This window comes from Polaromonas sp. (genome assembly GCF_012927485.1).
In the GTDB taxonomy this organism is placed as follows: domain Bacteria; phylum Pseudomonadota; class Gammaproteobacteria; order Burkholderiales; family Burkholderiaceae_C; genus Polaromonas.
Map to the genome: position 1 here is coordinate 15,141 of NZ_JABBPC010000022.1, position 16,120 is coordinate 31,260.

General features: G+C 56.4%; 17 protein-coding genes and 1 tRNA gene. 7 read left to right on the forward strand and 11 right to left on the reverse strand.

Annotated features, from left to right (window positions below):
- Positions 1-139 precede the first annotated feature (139 nt).
- Entirely contained in the window at positions 140-550 is a 411-nt protein-coding gene (locus HHJ16_RS08960) for an EF-hand domain-containing protein (protein ID WP_293642262.1), read from the forward strand.
- 64 nt (positions 551-614) lie between these two features.
- On the opposite strand, the gene hemW is transcribed toward HHJ16_RS08960, so the two are convergent.
- From hemW to HHJ16_RS08985, 5 genes are all read right to left on the reverse strand, one after another.
- On the reverse strand, positions 615-1,778 hold the full coding sequence (hemW, locus tag HHJ16_RS08965; RefSeq protein WP_293642315.1) for a radical SAM family heme chaperone HemW: 1,164 nt from the start codon (positions 1,776-1,778) through the stop codon (positions 615-617).
- A gap of 39 nt (positions 1,779-1,817) precedes the next feature.
- Entirely contained in the window at positions 1,818-2,423 is a 606-nt protein-coding gene (rdgB, locus tag HHJ16_RS08970; protein ID WP_293642263.1) for an RdgB/HAM1 family non-canonical purine NTP pyrophosphatase, read from the reverse strand.
- Between the two features lie 42 nt (positions 2,424-2,465).
- Positions 2,466-3,194, reverse strand: a complete 729-nt coding sequence (gene rph, locus HHJ16_RS08975) for a ribonuclease PH (protein WP_293642264.1) — start codon at positions 3,192-3,194, stop codon at positions 2,466-2,468.
- An 88-nt stretch (positions 3,195-3,282) separates the two neighbouring features.
- Positions 3,283-4,185 (reverse strand): protein phosphatase 2C domain-containing protein, encoded by a 903-nt coding sequence (locus HHJ16_RS08980; RefSeq protein ID WP_293642265.1) that lies wholly within the window; start codon positions 4,183-4,185, stop codon positions 3,283-3,285.
- Positions 4,182-5,189, reverse strand: coding sequence for a serine/threonine-protein kinase (locus HHJ16_RS08985; RefSeq protein ID WP_293642266.1), 1,008 nt, complete (start codon positions 5,187-5,189; stop codon positions 4,182-4,184). Before HHJ16_RS08985 ends, HHJ16_RS08980 begins: the two co-directional genes overlap by 4 nt.
- A 68-nt stretch (positions 5,190-5,257) precedes the next feature.
- Here HHJ16_RS08985 and HHJ16_RS08990 point away from each other — a divergent pair, with 68 nt between their 5' ends.
- The 4 genes from HHJ16_RS08990 to HHJ16_RS09005 all read left to right on the forward strand — a co-directional run bounded on the left by HHJ16_RS08990 (position 5,258) and on the right by HHJ16_RS09005 (position 9,426).
- The gene (locus tag HHJ16_RS08990; RefSeq protein ID WP_293642267.1) at positions 5,258-6,175 is read left to right on the forward strand and encodes a YicC/YloC family endoribonuclease; all 918 of its coding nucleotides are present in this window, start codon (positions 5,258-5,260) and stop codon (positions 6,173-6,175) included.
- 45 nt (positions 6,176-6,220) lie between these two features.
- Entirely contained in the window at positions 6,221-6,841 is a 621-nt protein-coding gene (gmk, locus tag HHJ16_RS08995; protein ID WP_293642268.1) for a guanylate kinase, read from the forward strand.
- A gap of 25 nt (positions 6,842-6,866) precedes the next feature.
- Positions 6,867-7,070 (forward strand): DNA-directed RNA polymerase subunit omega, encoded by a 204-nt coding sequence (rpoZ, locus tag HHJ16_RS09000; RefSeq protein ID WP_293642269.1) that lies wholly within the window; start codon positions 6,867-6,869, stop codon positions 7,068-7,070.
- Between the two features lie 118 nt (positions 7,071-7,188).
- Positions 7,189-9,426 (forward strand): bifunctional (p)ppGpp synthetase/guanosine-3',5'-bis(diphosphate) 3'-pyrophosphohydrolase, encoded by a 2,238-nt coding sequence (locus HHJ16_RS09005; protein WP_293642316.1) that lies wholly within the window; start codon positions 7,189-7,191, stop codon positions 9,424-9,426.
- On the opposite strand, the gene greB is transcribed toward HHJ16_RS09005, so the two are convergent.
- The 6 genes from greB to HHJ16_RS09035 all read right to left on the reverse strand — a co-directional run bounded on the left by greB (position 9,423) and on the right by HHJ16_RS09035 (position 14,457).
- Positions 9,423-10,010: a transcription elongation factor GreB gene (gene greB / locus HHJ16_RS09010; protein ID WP_293642270.1), complete on the reverse strand. Its 588-nt coding sequence runs from the start codon at positions 10,008-10,010 to the stop codon at positions 9,423-9,425. The two genes, HHJ16_RS09005 and greB, sit on opposite strands and share 4 nt — an antisense overlap.
- A gap of 470 nt (positions 10,011-10,480) precedes the next feature.
- Positions 10,481-10,570 (reverse strand) — tRNA-Ser (locus HHJ16_RS09015).
- A gap of 45 nt (positions 10,571-10,615) precedes the next feature.
- Positions 10,616-11,959 carry a serine--tRNA ligase gene (gene serS / locus HHJ16_RS09020; protein ID WP_293642271.1) on the reverse strand — a complete coding sequence of 448 codons (1,344 nt, stop codon included), beginning with the start codon at positions 11,957-11,959 and terminating at the stop codon, positions 10,616-10,618.
- Between the two features lie 40 nt (positions 11,960-11,999).
- The gene (locus tag HHJ16_RS09025; protein ID WP_293642272.1) at positions 12,000-12,941 is read right to left on the reverse strand and encodes a threonine/serine dehydratase; all 942 of its coding nucleotides are present in this window, start codon (positions 12,939-12,941) and stop codon (positions 12,000-12,002) included.
- Positions 12,942-12,961: 20 nt separating this feature from the next.
- Entirely contained in the window at positions 12,962-13,942 is a 981-nt protein-coding gene (gene ispH / locus HHJ16_RS09030; RefSeq protein ID WP_293642273.1) for a 4-hydroxy-3-methylbut-2-enyl diphosphate reductase, read from the reverse strand.
- A gap of 17 nt (positions 13,943-13,959) precedes the next feature.
- Positions 13,960-14,457: an FKBP-type peptidyl-prolyl cis-trans isomerase gene (locus HHJ16_RS09035; protein WP_293642274.1), complete on the reverse strand. Its 498-nt coding sequence runs from the start codon at positions 14,455-14,457 to the stop codon at positions 13,960-13,962.
- Positions 14,458-14,610: 153 nt separating this feature from the next.
- On the opposite strand from HHJ16_RS09035, the gene radC reads away from it, so the two are divergent.
- Complete coding sequence (gene radC, locus HHJ16_RS09040; protein WP_293642275.1) at positions 14,611-15,285, forward strand: DNA repair protein RadC; 675 nt, start codon at positions 14,611-14,613, stop codon at positions 15,283-15,285.
- A 27-nt stretch (positions 15,286-15,312) separates the two neighbouring features.
- Entirely contained in the window at positions 15,313-15,993 is a 681-nt protein-coding gene (locus HHJ16_RS09045) for a Smr/MutS family protein (RefSeq protein WP_293642276.1), read from the forward strand.
- The last annotated feature ends 127 nt before the right edge of the window (positions 15,994-16,120 follow it).

A 16,120-nucleotide genomic window follows, 5' to 3' on the forward strand; every position in this document is an offset into this window, starting at 1 on the left:
TTGGGAGGCCAACTCACGCAAAGAAATGTTTCGCATCCGCGTGGAATGTAAACCGGCGAAACATCATGCAAGAACACTGGCCTTGAAACACTTATTGCCATTCAATAGACTTTGTGTCGAACAAACCCTTAACCATACGATGACTTTTACCGCCGTTAAACAGATTTTCCAGCAGACCCCCTCCCGCTTTCGTGCGTCTCATCTGGGCGGCTACAGAATGATGTTCACGGTGGTTGCTGCACTCGCTTTAGTCACCATTAGTCTGCAAGTTCAGGCCGCAGAGCCTTCGCCCCCAGCGGTAGCACAGACGCGTCCGGTTAAGCCCTTGACGACAGCCCCTGCGGCCACCACGGCCCCCAAATACGCGGCGCAAGATCTTGAACGCGCTTTCGACTTCATGGATGCCAATCACGATGGCAGGATCAGCCGGGAAGAAGCGGCGGCCTTCCCCGGCGTGGCGAAACACTTCGATGAAGCGGACACCAATAAAGACAATTTTCTGTCGCGTGAGGAATTTGAAAACGCGATGAATGCCGTCAAGCCGCAATAAGTCCGGGTGGCTGCTGCCGAACGGCGCAAGCCCCGTCGACATGGAGCGACGGTCGCGTTACTCGTCAATCCGCTAAAAACAGTTGCTGCAGATCGTTCAAAAAGTCAAAGCCTCGCTCGGTCGGTTTGACACGGACGAAATCGCGCTCGATCAAACCTTTGCGTTCAGCCTCTTCCAGCCCCGCCTGAATAGCCGTGAACGGCAGGCCCGTTTTTTCAACAAAATCCTGCAGTTTGAATCCATCCTTGAGGCGCAAGGCATTGAGCATGAACTCAAACGGGAGGTCAGCGCGGCTGACTTCGGATTCCTGCGTAACAGCATCCCCGGCCAACGCATGTTCCATATAGAGCTTGGGCTCGCGGTACCTGACTTGACGAATCACCCGATGGGCGAAGCTGAGCTTGCTGTGCGCACCCGCACCGATTCCCAGGTAATCCCCAAATTGCCAGTAGTTGAGGTTGTGAAAACAGCGATGTCCCGGCTTGGCGTAGGCTGAGACTTCATAGCGCTGAAGCCCGGCGCCTTCGGTCATTTCGGTGATCTGGTCGAGCATGGCATAGGCCATGTCTTCCTCGAGAATCACCGGCGGAAACTTCGCAAAGTAGGTATTCGGCTCAATCGTCAGGTGATAAATAGAAATATGGGGCGGCTGCAGCGCAAGGGCCTGCCGCATGTCCTGCTCCAGACTTAACAGGGTCTGGCCAGGCAGCGCATACATGATGTCGAGGTTGAAGGTATCGAAAGCCTGCGCCGCTTCTTCAACGGCAGCGATCGCTTGAGCACCGTCATGGACGCGGCCGAGCGCTTTCAAGTGGTGGTCATCGAAACTCTGCACACCGATGGAAAGGCGCGTGACCCCAGCGCAGCGAAAAGCCCTGAAGCGGTCTTTTTCAAACGTTCCCGGATTCGCCTCAAGGGTGATTTCGCAATCGGCGTCGAGCCTCAGTCGCGCGCGAATATCAGCCAGCAGGCGATCAATGGCTTGCGGTGAAAAGAGACTGGGCGTGCCCCCGCCAATAAAAATGCTGTGCACCGCGCGACCCCAAATGAGTGGCAGTGACGCCTCCAAGTCGGCAATCAATGCATCTATGTAACGCTGCTCAGGCATTTCTCCAGAAACTTCATGCGAATTAAAGTCGCAGTAGGGGCATTTTTTAAGACACCAAGGCAAATGCACGTAAAGCGACAGGGGTGGCAGCGCAGCAAGCTGTAGTGTGCCGCTGCGCATGTAGTGCTGAATATCTTTTTGAGTCACTTGTAGTTCAACTCAAGCTTGCAGCCAGCGTTCACGTATCAGTTCGATCATCTGGCGCGTGGCCTTGCCGCGATGACTGTTGGCATTTTTCACGCTCACTGGCAACTGGGCAAAGGTTTGGCCGAATTCCGGAAGAAACATCACCGGGTCGAAGCCAAATCCGTTGCTTCCCACGGGCTCCAGGGTAATCTCACCAGACACCCGCCCGGAGGCGATCAGGGGCTCTGGATCGTCGGCAGACCGGACCGCCACTAGCGTACTCACGAGTGCAGCGCGGCGCTGCGTCATGCCCGCCATCTGCTCCAACAAGGCTTTGACATTGTGTTCGTCGCCCTTGGGGTAGCCAAACTGCATGGCATAAAACGCCGTATCCACCCCGGGAAGGCCACCGAAAGCGTCTACACACAAGCCCGCGTCGTCGGCCAGCGCAGGCAAGCCGCTCAGCTTGGCTGCATGACGGGCTTTGGCCAGTGCATTTTCCACAAAGGTGCGAAAAGGCTCTTCTGCTTCGGGAATACCAAGCTCAGCCTGGCTCAGCAAGTCCAGGCCCAGTGGCGCCAGCATGACTTGCAGCTCTGCGAGCTTGCCTTGATTATTCGATGCGAGGACAATTTTCATACCAAAAAGTGGGGCCAGTTCATTAGAGAAGATCAGTAGCCGCTATTGATTTAATACCTGCCTTTGCAGAGCAAGCAATTCGGTGATGCCTTTTTCTGCCAGAACGAGCAGCGCATCCATTTCCTTACGCGAAAACGCAGCGCCTTCTGCGGTGCCCTGCACTTCCACATAGTGGCCAGCACCGGTCATGACGACATTCATGTCCGTGTCGCAGACCGAGTCTTCGGTGTATTCCAGATCCAGCAAGGGCGTACCCTGAACAATGCCCACCGAGATCGCGGCAACGTGATCGAGGATCGGCGTCTCCTCGAGTTTTCCCTGCGCCAGCAATTGGTTGACGGCATCTTGCGCAGCGACAAAGGCGCCGGTGATGCTGGCCGTTCGGGTGCCTCCGTCCGCCTGAATCACGTCGCAATCAAGGTAAATGGTGCGTTCGCCCAATTTCTTCAGATCAAACACAGAGCGCATGGAGCGGCCAATCAGTCGCTGAATTTCCTGCGTGCGGCCGCTTTGCTTGCCGCGAGCGGCTTCGCGATCGCTGCGCGTGTGCGTGGCGCGTGGCAGCATGCCGTATTCGGCAGTCACCCAGCCTTCGCCGCTCCCTTTTTTATGCCCGGGTACCTTTTCCTCAACCGAGGCCGTGCACAGCACTTTGGTGCCGCCAAATTCAATCAGTACAGAACCTTCAGCGTGAACGGTGTAATGGCGCGTGATGCGCACGGGACGGAGGGCATCGGCCGCCCGTTCGCCGCCTCTGGAAAACTGGTTCATGGTGAATGGCTTTCTGGCGAAAAACGCCCTACGGATTGGAAAAAGAGCGCACAGGATTACGCTTGCGCCAACGCATGAAACACGGCTGTCAGGTTTTTCTTGCGGCCGAGCGGCGTATGGCCTCGTTGATTTCGGCAATTGATCGTTCAATCGTCGCCTCGTCAAGATCGTCGACCAGCGAGTCAAGCCCTCCGGCTTGAATGGTGGATGCAAACACCCCATCCATGATGCTGTCTGTCGACACGCCACGGGTAGACTCGAACGCATCGGGTGTTTCCCACTCCATGGCGAGAACCGTCACATTGTCGCTGTGCTCGCCACCGACGCGCAGCGCATTCTCGACCAACTCGGGGACCGCATCAGAAACGCACTTGCTGCCCAGCTGCCGGACAATTTCAGCGTCACTCAGGCTATCCCACAGACCGTCAGAACACAGCAGCAGCTTGTCACCCTGCAGCAGGGTCACAGGGCCTGTGATGTCGAAAACGGGTGTGGTGGGGGAGCCCAGGCAGGTAAATAAAATATTGCGGTTGATGCATTCAAGCTTAATCATCCCCGCCTTCTGCTGCTCGATGTAAGAATGATCGCGGGTGCGCATCAACAATTCGCCATCCCGCACAACATACAGGCGAGAATCTCCACAATGCACCCAAGTGGCGCTGGTGCCTTGCAAAATAGCGGCAACCAGCGTGGTACGGGGCGTATCCAACATGCCTTTTTCGGTGGCATAGCGAATAATCTGGCGATGCGCCGCCATCAACGCGGTGGATAAAAATTCAGCCGGGTCCGGAACGGCGGGCCGAGCTTCCATTTGATACAACGCAGAAATGGTTTGTAGGGCGAGCTGCGCTGCGACTTCCCCCTCGGGATGACCTCCCATGCCGTCGGCCAGCACGAACAAGCCCGACTCGCGGGTGTAGCAGTAACCCATGCGGTCTTCGTTTTTCTCACGCCCGCCTTTGCGGCTCACCTGAAAAACAGAAAATTTCATTTAAATCTGGTCGCAAAGGCAGTAGCTTTGCGCGCGGTTTTCTTGGTATCCGACACCATATTGTCGAACTGCAAGCGCACCTTTTCGCCAACAGTCAGTTTGGTGTAACGACGCTCACCTTCCCGACTCAACTCTTTTTGCAACGCAAACACTGATTGGGGCCGTGACAACGGGTCCAGCGACATGCACCACTCAACGACTTCAATCAGATTGTCGGAATAAACACCCCGCAAGCGAGACAGCGCCAAGGAAAGGCGGTCTTTTTCAAGGCGTTGCGGTGCATCGTTAGGCGGGTAGCCCTGCATGGATCCGTAGATGCAGGCACCAATCGCATAGATGTCTGTCCAGGGGCCCATTGACGAGTCGCGCCGGTACATTTCAGGGGCGGCAAAACCAGGCGTGTACATAGGCCGGATGAAGTTGCCCTCCTTACTCAAGACCTCGCGAGCCGCACCGAAGTCAATCATCACGGCCCGGTTGTCGTCCGTGATAAAAATGTTGGCGGGCTTAATGTCCAGGTGCAGCATTTTGTGCTGGTGCACGATTCGCAGCCCACGCAGGATTTCGTCGAACAGCGAGCGTATGGTTGATTCGCGGAACACCTTCTGTTTTTTTAGCTCGCGGGCGGTAATGATGAAGTCCTGCAAGGTCCCGCCTTCCAGGTAGTTCATGACCATGTAGACGGTTTCATTCTCGCGAAAAAAATTCAGTACGCTCACAACCGAACCATGCGAAATCTGGGCAAGCGACCGGCCTTCTTCAAAAAAACTCTTTAAACCTAATCGGTATAACGAAAGCTTTTCAGGCTGCACCTGCGGCAGCAACTCACCGGGGGAACGGCTGGTCAGTGAAGACGGTAAATATTCCTTGATGGCGACTTGCTGGCCTTCGTTGTCGACAGCCAAGTAAACTACACCAAACCCGCCAGCCGAAAGCTTTCGCACAATACGATAGCCCCCAATTACGGTGTCGGGCGGCAATGGTGCGGGCTTGACCTTGGACATAATTTGGGATTTGCCACGGTGACAAAGCCACCAGGTCTTCTTCTCTCTCTAATAAAGCGTATCAATACATGTCAGTTTACAGCATGACGGGTTATGCAACCGTGCAATCCAGCACGACACAGGCTGTTCCAGAAACTGAACCGCGCCAAGATACCGTGTCGCGGCTCGGCGTCGAAATACGATCAGTGAACAGCCGCTTTCTTGACTTGGCATTCCGTCTACCCGATGAATTGCGACAGGCTGAACCGGCCTTGCGGGAACTGCTAACCGGCAAGCTGAAGCGCGGCAAGGTAGAAGTGCGGGTAGCGCTTGAAAGCGCATCGAGCGGCAGCCTTCGTCCACCGTCGCCCGCGACCTTGCAGCGTTTAAGCTGTCTGGAGGATAGCATCAAGTCCTGGTTGCCGCAGGCCGCGGCACTCAGCGTGGCCGACATCCTCAGAATCGCTATCAATGAAGACAAAAAGCCGCACGACCACAGTGAAGAACTGCTCGCGCTGGTGGAAAAGGCCTTGAAAGAATTGATGTCTGCACGCGAGCGCGAGGGAGCCCGCCTAACCCACATGCTGCTCGACCGCACTGCACAATTAAGGGTATTGGCGGCGCTTGCGGTGCCCATGGTTCCAAAGCTGGTGGAGCAACAAAAGGCCCGGTTTCTGGAGCGCTGGCAAGAAGCGATGGCGTTGTCAGACAACACCACGCTGCCCGAAATAGCCCATGATCGGGCCCTGACCGAGGCGACCGCCTTTGCGATCCGAATTGATGTAGCGGAGGAAATAACCCGACTTTCGTCGCACCTCGAAGAAATAGAGCGCTTGCTTTCCAGCGGCGGCGAGCTAGGCAAGCGCTTAGACTTCTTGATCCAGGAACTGCATCGCGAAGCCAATACCCTGGGCTCCAAATCTGCCTCGCTGGAGTTGACGCGGGTTTCTGTGGACATGAAAGTGCTCATCGAGCAAATTCGCGAGCAGGTTCAAAACATCGAGTAGCTGATTGTTTACTACGAAATTCATAGCAATAAGCAACTATTAAGCATGGACTATCCTGGAAATCTATTTGTTGTTGCCGCCCCGAGTGGCGCGGGCAAGTCCAGCCTGGTGAAGGCCCTGATGGAACTGGATTCGCGTATTCAGCCTGCGGTGTCGCACACGACCCGGCCACCGCGCGGACAGGAAAAGCATGGCCGGGAGTATTTCTTCCTGTCCCCGGAAGAATTTGACGGCATGGTGCAGCGCGATGCTTTTCTGGAATGGGCAGAGGTCCACGGCCACCGGTACGGCACGTCGCGCCACACCATTGAAGAGCGGGTTACACATGGCGCCGATGTGATTCTTGAAATTGATTTTCAGGGCGCCATCAACATCAAGCGAATTTTTTCCAACGCCGTCTTGATTTTTATACTTCCGCCCAGTTGGGAGGAACTGCGATCCCGCCTGCAACGGCGCGGAGAAGACGCGGCAGAAGTCATTGAGCTAAGGCTGAAAAATGCAGCCATCGAAATGGCGCAGGCCAGAAAATTCGATTTCGTTATAATCAATGAGTTGTTTGAACGGGCGGTTTTCGACTTGAAGACCATTGTTCATGCCCAGCGGCTCAAGTTTTCGGCCCAGCGACGTGCCCGGACCGAGACTTTCAAAGCCCTTCACATTCCTTAAGCTACCGATCACACCGGAGATCACCATGGCCCGCATTACCGTCGAAGATTGCCTCGAAAAGATTCCTAACCGCTTTCAGCTTGTTTTGGCCGCCACGTACCGGGCCCGCATGCTTAGCCAGGGACATGCCGCCAAGATTGAAAGCAAAAACAAACCTGGCGTAACCGCCTTGCGTGAAATCGCTGAAGGCAAAATTGGACTGGAAATGCTGAAAAAAGTGCCCGGTTGATCTGACCAGGTCTTTTAAGAAATAGCACCGTAACCCGGTGCTATTTTTGTTTTTAACCCGGTAAAGTCCGTTTTTTAAAATCTTATTGCTAGCGCGCTACATTTAAGGCATGTGCGCAATGCTTTCGCCCGACATTCCCAGCAAGTCAACCCCGGCAGCCGCCAACGCCGCAGCAGCCAGTTTTGCTACGCTCACGGCCAAACTGGACTATATGAGCGTCGCCGACATCGAGAATGTCCGCCGTGCTTACCGTTACGCCGATCAAGCGCACCTTGGTCAGTTGCGAAACAGTGGCGAGCCCTATATCACCCACCCCATTGCGGTCGCCCAACAGTGTGCAGAATGGAAACTTGACGCGCAGGCATTGATGGCCGCCCTGCTGCATGATGCGATTGAAGATTGTGGCGTAACCAAACCTGAGCTGATCGAGCGTTTTGGTGCGCCAGTGGCAGAGCTGGTGGATGGCCTGACCAAGCTGGAAAAGCTGGAATTCAATACCCGGGAAGAGAATCAGGCCGAGTCTTTTCGAAAAATGTTACTGGCCATGGCTCGCGACGTACGTGTCATCCTGATCAAACTGGCTGATCGCACCCATAATATGCGCACCTTGGGGAATGCGCCGCGCGCCAAGTGGAGCAGAATTTCGCAAGAAACTCTGGACATTTACGCCCCAATTGCCCACCGCCTGGGACTGAACACGACCTACCGTGAACTGCAGGATCTGTCATTCCAGCATTTGCATCCGTGGCGGTACGCGACGTTGACCAAAGCCTTGCAGCGAGCACGCGGCCGCAGGCGCGATGTGATCAAGCGGGTGCAGTCTGAAGTCGAGTCAGCATTTGTAAATGCCCACATCCCGACTCATATTTATGGGCGCGAAAAAACGCTGTATTCCATTTATCGAAAAATGGACGAGAAGCATCTGTCCTTTGCGCAAGTCACCGATCTCTACGGCTTCCGGATCATCGTGCAAGACTTGACGACGAGCTACACCGCGATGGGCGTTTTGCATCAGTTGTACAAGCCCTTGCCTGGAAAATTCAAGGACTACATTGCGATTCCGAAGATCAATGGCTACCAATCGCTACACACCACCTTAATTGGTCCGTTCGGAACCAATATCGAATTCCAAATGCGCACAGAGGCCATGCAGGTGGTGGCTGAATCAGGTGTGGCCGCTCACTGGCTCTACAAGGCTAACGAACCCGACAGTGATGCCTCACAACGACTGGGAGCGCAATGGTTGCAGTCGCTGCTGGATATTCATCAGGAAACGCGCGATGCGGCCGAGTTTTGGGACCACGTCAAGATTGACTTGTTTCCTGAAGCAGTTTACGTGTTCACTCCGAAAAGCCAGATCATGGCCATGCCGCGCGGCGCGACCATTGTGGACTTTGCCTATGCCATTCACAGCGATGTCGGCCACCGAGCAGTAGCGGCAAAAGTCAATGGCGAACAGGTTCCGCTGCGTTCGGAATTACACAACGGCGATGTGATCGAGATCATTACAGCGGCCGTCGCCAGTCCCAATCCGGGCTGGTTAGGTTTCGTGCGCACTGGCAAGGCGCGCTCCAAGATACGCCAATACCTCAAGACCATGGCACTGGAAGAATCGCAGGAACTGGGCGAAAAAATGCTGGCCCAGGCGTTGCGGGCCGAAGGCATAGACCGGGAGCGCCTATCCGCCGACGATGATGCCCATCACGCGACATGGGAAAAAATCCTGCGCTTTACCGGCAACCGCTCACGCGCTGATTTGCTGACCGACATTGGGCTCGGCAAGCGTATCGCCAGCATCATCGCCAAACGAATCGTCACCCTGCTCGCAGAAAGCGGCGAAAAACCGAACGCCCTGCTAATGAGCCGTGAACGCCTTACCCCGCGTGAGTCGGTATCTCAGGGCGGACTGGTGCTGGATGGCAGCGAAGGCGCCTCAGTGCAGTTCGCGCCCTGTTGCAGTCCGATTCCGGGAGACGGCATTGTTGGCTATCTGGGTCGGGGGGAAGGCTTGTTTGTACATACCGACGACTGCGCCGTCGCCAAGCGCCTGCTGCAACGCGACAGTGAGCGATTCATTGCAGTCGATTGGTCGGACGAGCCAGTACGTACCTTTGAGACCAATATTCTGGTGACGGTTTCCAATGGCAAAGGGGTTCTGGCCCGCGTGGCAGCCGCCCTGGCCAGCGCGGAAGTCGATATCACCCACGTCGAGATGGGACATGAACCCGCGCATGACGCGACAGACCTGCGCTTCGGGGTAGCGGTGCGGGATCGCACCCACATGGCCTCGGCGCTACGCAGCGTCAAACGCACGCCTTCCGTACTTCGGGTACAACGCGCCAAGTCCACCGGTTAACGCCCCTCCTCGCTTTTCACCACGGGCGCGGACACGGCTGGGGCAGGATATTCCACTTTTAGTACCTCGATCACTTGCACGCCTTGAGGCGTGACGAGGTTGACTTCATCACCCACTCGTGACTTAAGCAGCGCTCTTGCAACCGGGGATACCCAGCTAATTTGTCCCAAGGCACTATCGGCCTCATCGATGCCCAAAATGGTGACCGAGCGTTGCTGCCCATCGCCATGGGCGTAAGTGGTGGTGGCGCCAAAAAAAACCTGATCACTTCCGTGATGAATAGACGGGTTGCTGATTTCAGCGACTTCCAGGCGTTGAGTCAAAAACCGGATACGTCGATCAATCTCGCGCAGGCGTTTTTTGCCGTAAATGTAATCACCGTTTTCTGATCTGTCGCCATTACTTGCAGCCCAATGAACTATTTCGACCACTTTGGGCCGCTCGCTGTCAATCAGATCCAGCAATTCGGATCGGAGGCTCTCATAACCCTGAGGGGTCATGTAATTTTTGCCCCCAACCGGCAATGGCGCAGCTGCCCACTCTTCTTCGTCCGGCTCAGTCTCTTTGGTAAAAGCTTTGTTCATACGCTAGACACAATAGCATTTAAGAAGTTCTTTACGTGAAAAATAGTGGGCTTGAAAACGAAAAAAGCTGCAACTTTCGTTGCAGCTTTTTCTTTTGGTGCGGCTGGCATGAATGGAACACGCGCTGCGTCGGTTTGTCGCCTCCAGGATCAATAAGTACGCAATGCTTCACGATCATCCAGAGACCTGCCTGCCTCGTAGATGGCGGAGAACAACTCGTCTCGCTGATGGTGTCGGCTCCGCGCATGAAGTGCGCTCTGTAGCTCGCTCTCAAATTAGCGTTCCAGAGACTACTTGTGTAGACCTCCTGGGGACATTTCTACAGCCTGATAAAACCTTGATGATGTAGTTTTTGGGCAGGAAGAAATTCACCTCACTGCCCAGCACTGCACGTCGAAGTCAGCATGACTGCCACCCGTCGAAAAGCAAAAGGCCTCGTAACTCACTGAATTACAAGGCTTTTTCTATACTGGCGGAGAGGGAGGGATTCGAACCCTCGGAAGGGTCGCCCCTTCGCCTGATTTCGAGTCAGGTACATTCGACCACTCTGCCACCTCTCCTGTGTCGAGCGTTAATTCTAGCAGGCTGAAGAGGCCGTATGACGTTCAAGTTGATTCAAGGGGCACCAGCACCGTGAGTCCCCCCATGTAAGGTTGCAACACAGCCGGAATGTCCACTGTGCCGTTTTTCTGCTGATAGTTTTCGAGAACCGCCACCAGCGTGCGGCCCACGGCCAGACCAGAGCCGTTCAGGGTGTGAACGAATTCGTTTTTCCCCTGCGTATTTTTAAAGCGGGCGTGCAGCCTGCGGGCCTGAAAAGCTTCGCAATTAGACACCGAGCTGATTTCGCGGTAGGTATTCTGGGCCGGCAGCCAAACCTCGAGGTCGTAGGTTTTGCTCGCGCTAAAGCCCATGTCGCCCGTGCACAGCAACATCACGCGATAAGGTAGGCCAAGCTTTTGCAAAATCGCTTCGGCGTGGCCCGTCATGTCTTCGAGCGCCTCGTAGCTTTTATCGGGGTGGACAATCTGCACCATTTCAACCTTGTCGAACTGATGCTGGCGGATCATGCCGCGCGTATCGCGACCGTAGCTGCCAGCCTCTGAGCGAAAACAAGGCGTATGGGCGGTAAATTTAAGAGGTAGCTTCGACTCGGCAACAATTTCATCGCGGACAAAATTGGTCAACGGCACCTCGGACGTAGGGATAAGGTACAGCGCCGTACTTTCAGCCTCCAAAGCACCCTCCTGTCCTCCTTTCCTGGCAGCAAACAGATCCTCTTCAAATTTGGGCAACTGGCCGGTACCGCGCAATGAGTCACCATTGACAATATAGGGCGTGTAGCACTCGGTGTAGCCATGTTCCTCCGTCTGCACATCCAGCATGAACTGGGCCAAGGCCCTATGAAGGCGCGCCAGAGGACCTTTCATCACGGTAAAACGTGAGCCCGTCAGCTTGGTACCCAGCTCAAAGTCCAACCCCAGCGGCTGCCCGACGTCAACGTGGTCCCTGGCTTCGAACGTCAGAGCCGCTGGTGAGCCGCCCAAGCCCTCCTGCGGGCTCCATTTGCGCACCTCCACATTACCAGCCTCGCCCATGCCCAGCGGCACGCTATCGTGCGGCAGGTTGGGGACGGCCAGCAGCAGGGCCTGCATGTCGGTCTGAATCTGGTCCAGCCGAGCGGCAGAAGACTCCAGCTCGACTTTGAAGCCGCTGACCTCGGCCATCACGGCGCTGGCGTCTGCACCTTTTGACTTGAGTTGCCCAATCTGCTTCGACAGGATGTTGCGCTGGTTTTGCAGCTCTTCCGTCCTGATCTGCAGCGCTTTGCGTTCAGCCTCCAGCAACTGAAACGCTTCCACATTGAGGAATGATTGTGGCTTCTTGCGGGTCTCGAGACGCGCGATTGCCGACGGCAAATCTTTACGGAGCAAGTTGATATCTAGCATGGGGTTGATTGTATTTTGTACCGCACCGGTCACGGTAAATTCAGTTCAGACTAGCGGGATCCATATTGGCGCCGCAAATAACCAGGCACACCATTTCATCCACCCGCGGCAGGTAACGGCCGCTATGCAGTGCAGCCAGCGGCAGTGCGGCAGCGGGTTCGACCGCGAGTTTCAATTCCTTCCAGAGCCAAAGCTGCGCCGCCCGAATCGACTCGTCATCGAGTAGCAACGCATCCACCACCTGAGCCTGGGTGATTTCCCATGCCAAGGCACCAAGGCGTTGGGCGCCCAGCGAATCGGCCGCAATGCCGCTGATAACCACGTCCACTGGGCGTCCCTCTTCTCGCGCTCTGAACAGAGTTGGCGCCCGCTCGGGCTCGAGGGCGACTAAGCGGCTGCGCTGCTCAAACCAGCTCGCTAACCCACCAATCAGTCCACCCCCTCCGACGCTCACCAGCACCGAATCCGGCAGTCCACCTTGTTGCTCGATTTCCAACCCTATCGTGCCGGCCCCCACCAGTACTTCCCGTTGGTCGTAGGCATGCGTCAGCAATGCGCCGGTTTCTTGCTGGCGGGTCAGGCAGGCGCGCAGTGCATCAGCGTAGGCGGCGCCTGCCACCACGACATGGGCACCTAGCGCTGCTAATCGGGCGCGTTTTGCGGGGCTGGTAATTTCAGGAACAAACACCTCGCAATGCACCCCCAGTTCTTTGGCTGCTGCGGCCGTGGCAATGCCAGCATTGCCACCTGAGGCCACAACCACACCACTAGTCGGTATGACGTTCGACATCAAACGGTTGAGCATGCCACGTGCTTTGAAGCTGCCACCTGTTTGCAAATGCTCGAGCTTGAGCCAGACTTCGGCGCAGTTCACTCCCAATGCTTTGCCGGGCAGCTTCCAGAGCGGGGTGTGACGAATAAAGTGGCTGTAGTTCTTGTCGAAAGTGCGCTGGCAGCGCTCGATTTCAACGCGAATAGGCATAAGACGATCGGTCACCACGGTCAGCTGGATTGATGGAGCTGACTACCGCTAACCGCGAGCGTGTGGCCCTGCGCATCGACCTTCAGGCCTTTTGGCAGCGGAAATTTAATGGCTTCTTCAATCCCCGGCATTTTGCGAACCGAAACCGCTCCCAGCGCCCGGATGCGGTCAATCACCTGCTTGACCAGAATCTCTGGCGCCGAAGCACCGGCAGTCAGACCGACACGGCTCTTGCCCTCGAACCACTGTTCCTGCAATTCGCTGGCGTCGTCCACCATATAGGCTTCCGTCCCCAATTTGGCCGCCAGTTCGCGCAAGCGATTGCTGTTGGAGCTCGTCGGGCTTCCAACCACGATCAAGATATCAACCTGCGGGCTTAACACCTTCACGGCGTCCTGACGGTTTTGCGTGGCGTAGCAAATGTCTTGCTGCTTGGGCGCCCGCACTTGGGGAAAGCGCGCTTTGATCGCCGCACTGATTTCGGCCGCATCGTCCACACTCAACGTGGTTTGCGTCACAACCGCCAGCCGCTCGGTTTGCAACGGCGAAATGCGCGCGACGTCGCGCACGTCTTCGACCAGATGAATGCCGGAATCCAGCTGGCCCATGGTGCCTTCCACCTCGGGATGCCCCTTGTGCCCGATCATGATGAACTCGTACCCTTCCTTGTGCAACTTGGCCACCTCCACGTGGACCTTGGTAACCAAAGGACAGGTGGCATCAAATACATGGAAACCTCGCGCGGCAGCTTCCTCCTGCACGGCCTTACTCACACCGTGCGCGCTGAACACCAGCGTGGCGCCTGGTGGCACGTCAGACAACGCCTCAATGAAAATCGCGCCTTTGACCTTAAGGTCATTCACCACATAGGTGTTGTGCACGATCTCATGCCGCACGTAAATCGGCGCGCCAAACTTGGTCAGGGCCCGCTCCACGATTTCGATCGCGCGGTCAACCCCGGCACAAAACCCGCGGGGCTCCGCCAGCAGAATTTCTTTCAAACCGTTGCTTTCCGTGCTCATAAAACGCCGATAAGCTGCACTTCAAACTCCACCCGCTTACCCGCCAAAGGGTGGTTGAAATCGAATTGCACTGCGCTGCCATCCTCTTTGATCTGCTGCACCGAACCGGCGTACTCCCCCCTGCCATCGGGCGTGGGGAACCGCACCACATCGCCGATTTCATAGTGTTCGTCGGGATCACCAAGGTCTTTAAGCAGTTTGCGCGCCACCCATTGCAACAACTCGGGATTGCGGTCACCAAAAGCAACGCCTTCAGCCAGTTCAAACGTAGCCCGCGTACCTTCCTGCAAGCCCAGCAAGCGCTGCTCGATTGCCGGCGACAACTCGCCGGTACCCAAGCTCAGCGTGGCAGGTTTACTGTCAAAGGTATTGATGATGTCCGCACCGCCCAGCCCCGCCATGCGGTAATGCAGGGTCAGAAATGAACCGGGCTGGACGGTGGGCTGAATAATGGGATGAACAAGGGATGGCACGAAGGACTCCACGGTGGACATAAGACTTTGGGACCAGCTCAAACGGCCAGCAACTGTTAGTAAACTGCCTCTATTGTAGAAACTACGGATTATCCGAACCATTCCCCGGTTTTTGGCCTTTTCGCACACCTTTCATCCTCACTGTCACTCACCCTGAACCAAACGAAGTTCCCCATGCTTCTCAAAAACCTGCCCGAGGACGCCCGTCCGCGCGAAAAACTGCTCGCCCGTGGCCCCGGTGCGCTCAGCGATGCCGAGTTGCTGGCCCTGCTGCTGCGCACCGGCTTGCCGGGCAAAAATGCGCTGCAGATGGGGCAGGAGTTGTTGACTACTTTCGGCGGCGTAGCGGGGCTGCTTCACACTGGACTCGAAGCGCTCAAAGGTATCAAGGGCCTAGGTCCGGCCAAACGCGCGGAGCTGGTCGCCGTGCTGGAACTAGCCCGGCGCGCACTGGCCGAAGAGCTGAAAGAAAAGGCGGTGTTTGCCACCCCGCAAGCCGTCCGCGACTACCTCCAACTGCAACTGGGACACCGACCTCACGAGATTTTTGCCGTGCTGTTTCTGGACAGCCAACATCGGCTCATTGCGCTGGAGGAGCTGTTTCGGGGCACTCTTACCCAAACCAGCGTTTACCCCCGCGAGGTGGTAGTGCGGGCTCTAGGGCTCAACGCCGCCAGCGTGGTACTGGCGCACAACCACCCGAGCGGCAGCGCCCAACCCTCACGCGCCGATGAAGCGCTGACCCAAACGCTCAAGGCGGCGCTGGCGCTGGTCGATGTCCGCGTGCTCGACCACTTCGTGGTGACCAGTACCCAGGCAGTTTCAATGGCCGAACTGGGACTGCTTTAGCATCGGGCATTACCCTCCGGCCACATCATGAAGCAGCTCCTCACGAAACGTCTCAAAGATCACCTGATCAAGGATTTAAAAGATCTCAAGGCGGTGAAAAAAGAGATTGAAACACGCGCTCGGCTGGAACAGGGGCGCGTGGCCGCCCGCTTGGCTGCCACCGCAAAAAACAGATCTGAAAAAGAACTGTTCTCGCGCGCGATCGGGCCGATCAAGGCCCTTTCGACCAAGCATTTGCCCGGCCACAAGGCCAGCCTGCAGCGAGCCCAGCCAGCGCCGATTCCGGTGCAGCAGCAGCGCGACGAGTTGGCCGTGATGCGCGAGGCCATTTCCGACGAGTTCGATGCCGAGACCCTGCTCGACACTGACGAAGCCCTGAGCTTTCGGCGTCCCGGCATGGGGCCCGACGTGGTCCGTAAGCTGCGCAGAGGTAACTGGAGCATTCAGCGCCAGCTCGACCTTCACGGCCTGCGTCGTGAAGACGCCCGAGAAGCGCTGGCAGCTTTTATCCGCGAAGCCAACAAAGCCGGCCTGCGCTGCGTGCGCGTGGTGCATGGCAAAGGGTTGGGCTCCCCTGGCAAGACTCCGGTTCTCAAAGGCAGGGTACAAAGCTGGCTGATTCAAAAGCAGGAAGTGCTTGCCTTTGTACAGGCGCGACCGGCCGAGGGCGGTGCCGGTGCGCTAGTGGTGTTGCTGGCGCAGAGCTGAATTAACTGCTACCTGTTTGCTAGCCATTAAATGGCTCCCTGCATTCGTCATTAAATTAGCAGATCCTCCGCTGCTTTAAAAATATTTACCACCGGCTCTGTGGTCGCTGGCACCCGTGGTGGACGAC

Bases quoted from the DNA above. Each gene is read 5' to 3' on its own strand.
- rpoZ (WP_293642269.1), top strand. From the start codon at position 6,867: ATGGCCCGCATTACCGTCGAAGATTGCCTCGAAAAGATTCCTAACCGC.
- rdgB (WP_293642263.1), bottom strand. From the start codon at position 2,423: ATGAAAATTGTCCTCGCATCGAATAATCAAGGCAAGCTCGCAGAGCTG.
- greB (WP_293642270.1), bottom strand. From the start codon at position 10,010: ATGAACAAAGCTTTTACCAAAGAGACTGAGCCGGACGAAGAAGAGTGG.
- HHJ16_RS08985 (WP_293642266.1), bottom strand. From the start codon at position 5,189: ATGTCCAAGGTCAAGCCCGCACCATTGCCGCCCGACACCGTAATTGGG.
- HHJ16_RS08980 (WP_293642265.1), bottom strand. From the start codon at position 4,185: ATGAAATTTTCTGTTTTTCAGGTGAGCCGCAAAGGCGGGCGTGAGAAA.
- HHJ16_RS09025 (WP_293642272.1), bottom strand. From the start codon at position 12,941: ATGCCTATTCGCGTTGAAATCGAGCGCTGCCAGCGCACTTTCGACAAG.
- gmk (WP_293642268.1), top strand. From the start codon at position 6,221: ATGGACTATCCTGGAAATCTATTTGTTGTTGCCGCCCCGAGTGGCGCG.
- serS (WP_293642271.1), bottom strand. From the start codon at position 11,959: ATGCTAGATATCAACTTGCTCCGTAAAGATTTGCCGTCGGCAATCGCG.
- HHJ16_RS09005 (WP_293642316.1), top strand. From the start codon at position 7,189: ATGCTTTCGCCCGACATTCCCAGCAAGTCAACCCCGGCAGCCGCCAAC.
- hemW (WP_293642315.1), bottom strand. From the start codon at position 1,778: ATGCGCAGCGGCACACTACAGCTTGCTGCGCTGCCACCCCTGTCGCTT.
- HHJ16_RS08960 (WP_293642262.1), top strand. From the start codon at position 140: ATGACTTTTACCGCCGTTAAACAGATTTTCCAGCAGACCCCCTCCCGC.
- HHJ16_RS08990 (WP_293642267.1), top strand. From the start codon at position 5,258: ATGTCAGTTTACAGCATGACGGGTTATGCAACCGTGCAATCCAGCACG.
- radC (WP_293642275.1), top strand. From the start codon at position 14,611: ATGCTTCTCAAAAACCTGCCCGAGGACGCCCGTCCGCGCGAAAAACTG.
- rph (WP_293642264.1), bottom strand. From the start codon at position 3,194: ATGAACCAGTTTTCCAGAGGCGGCGAACGGGCGGCCGATGCCCTCCGT.
- HHJ16_RS09035 (WP_293642274.1), bottom strand. From the start codon at position 14,457: ATGTCCACCGTGGAGTCCTTCGTGCCATCCCTTGTTCATCCCATTATT.
- HHJ16_RS09045 (WP_293642276.1), top strand. From the start codon at position 15,313: ATGAAGCAGCTCCTCACGAAACGTCTCAAAGATCACCTGATCAAGGAT.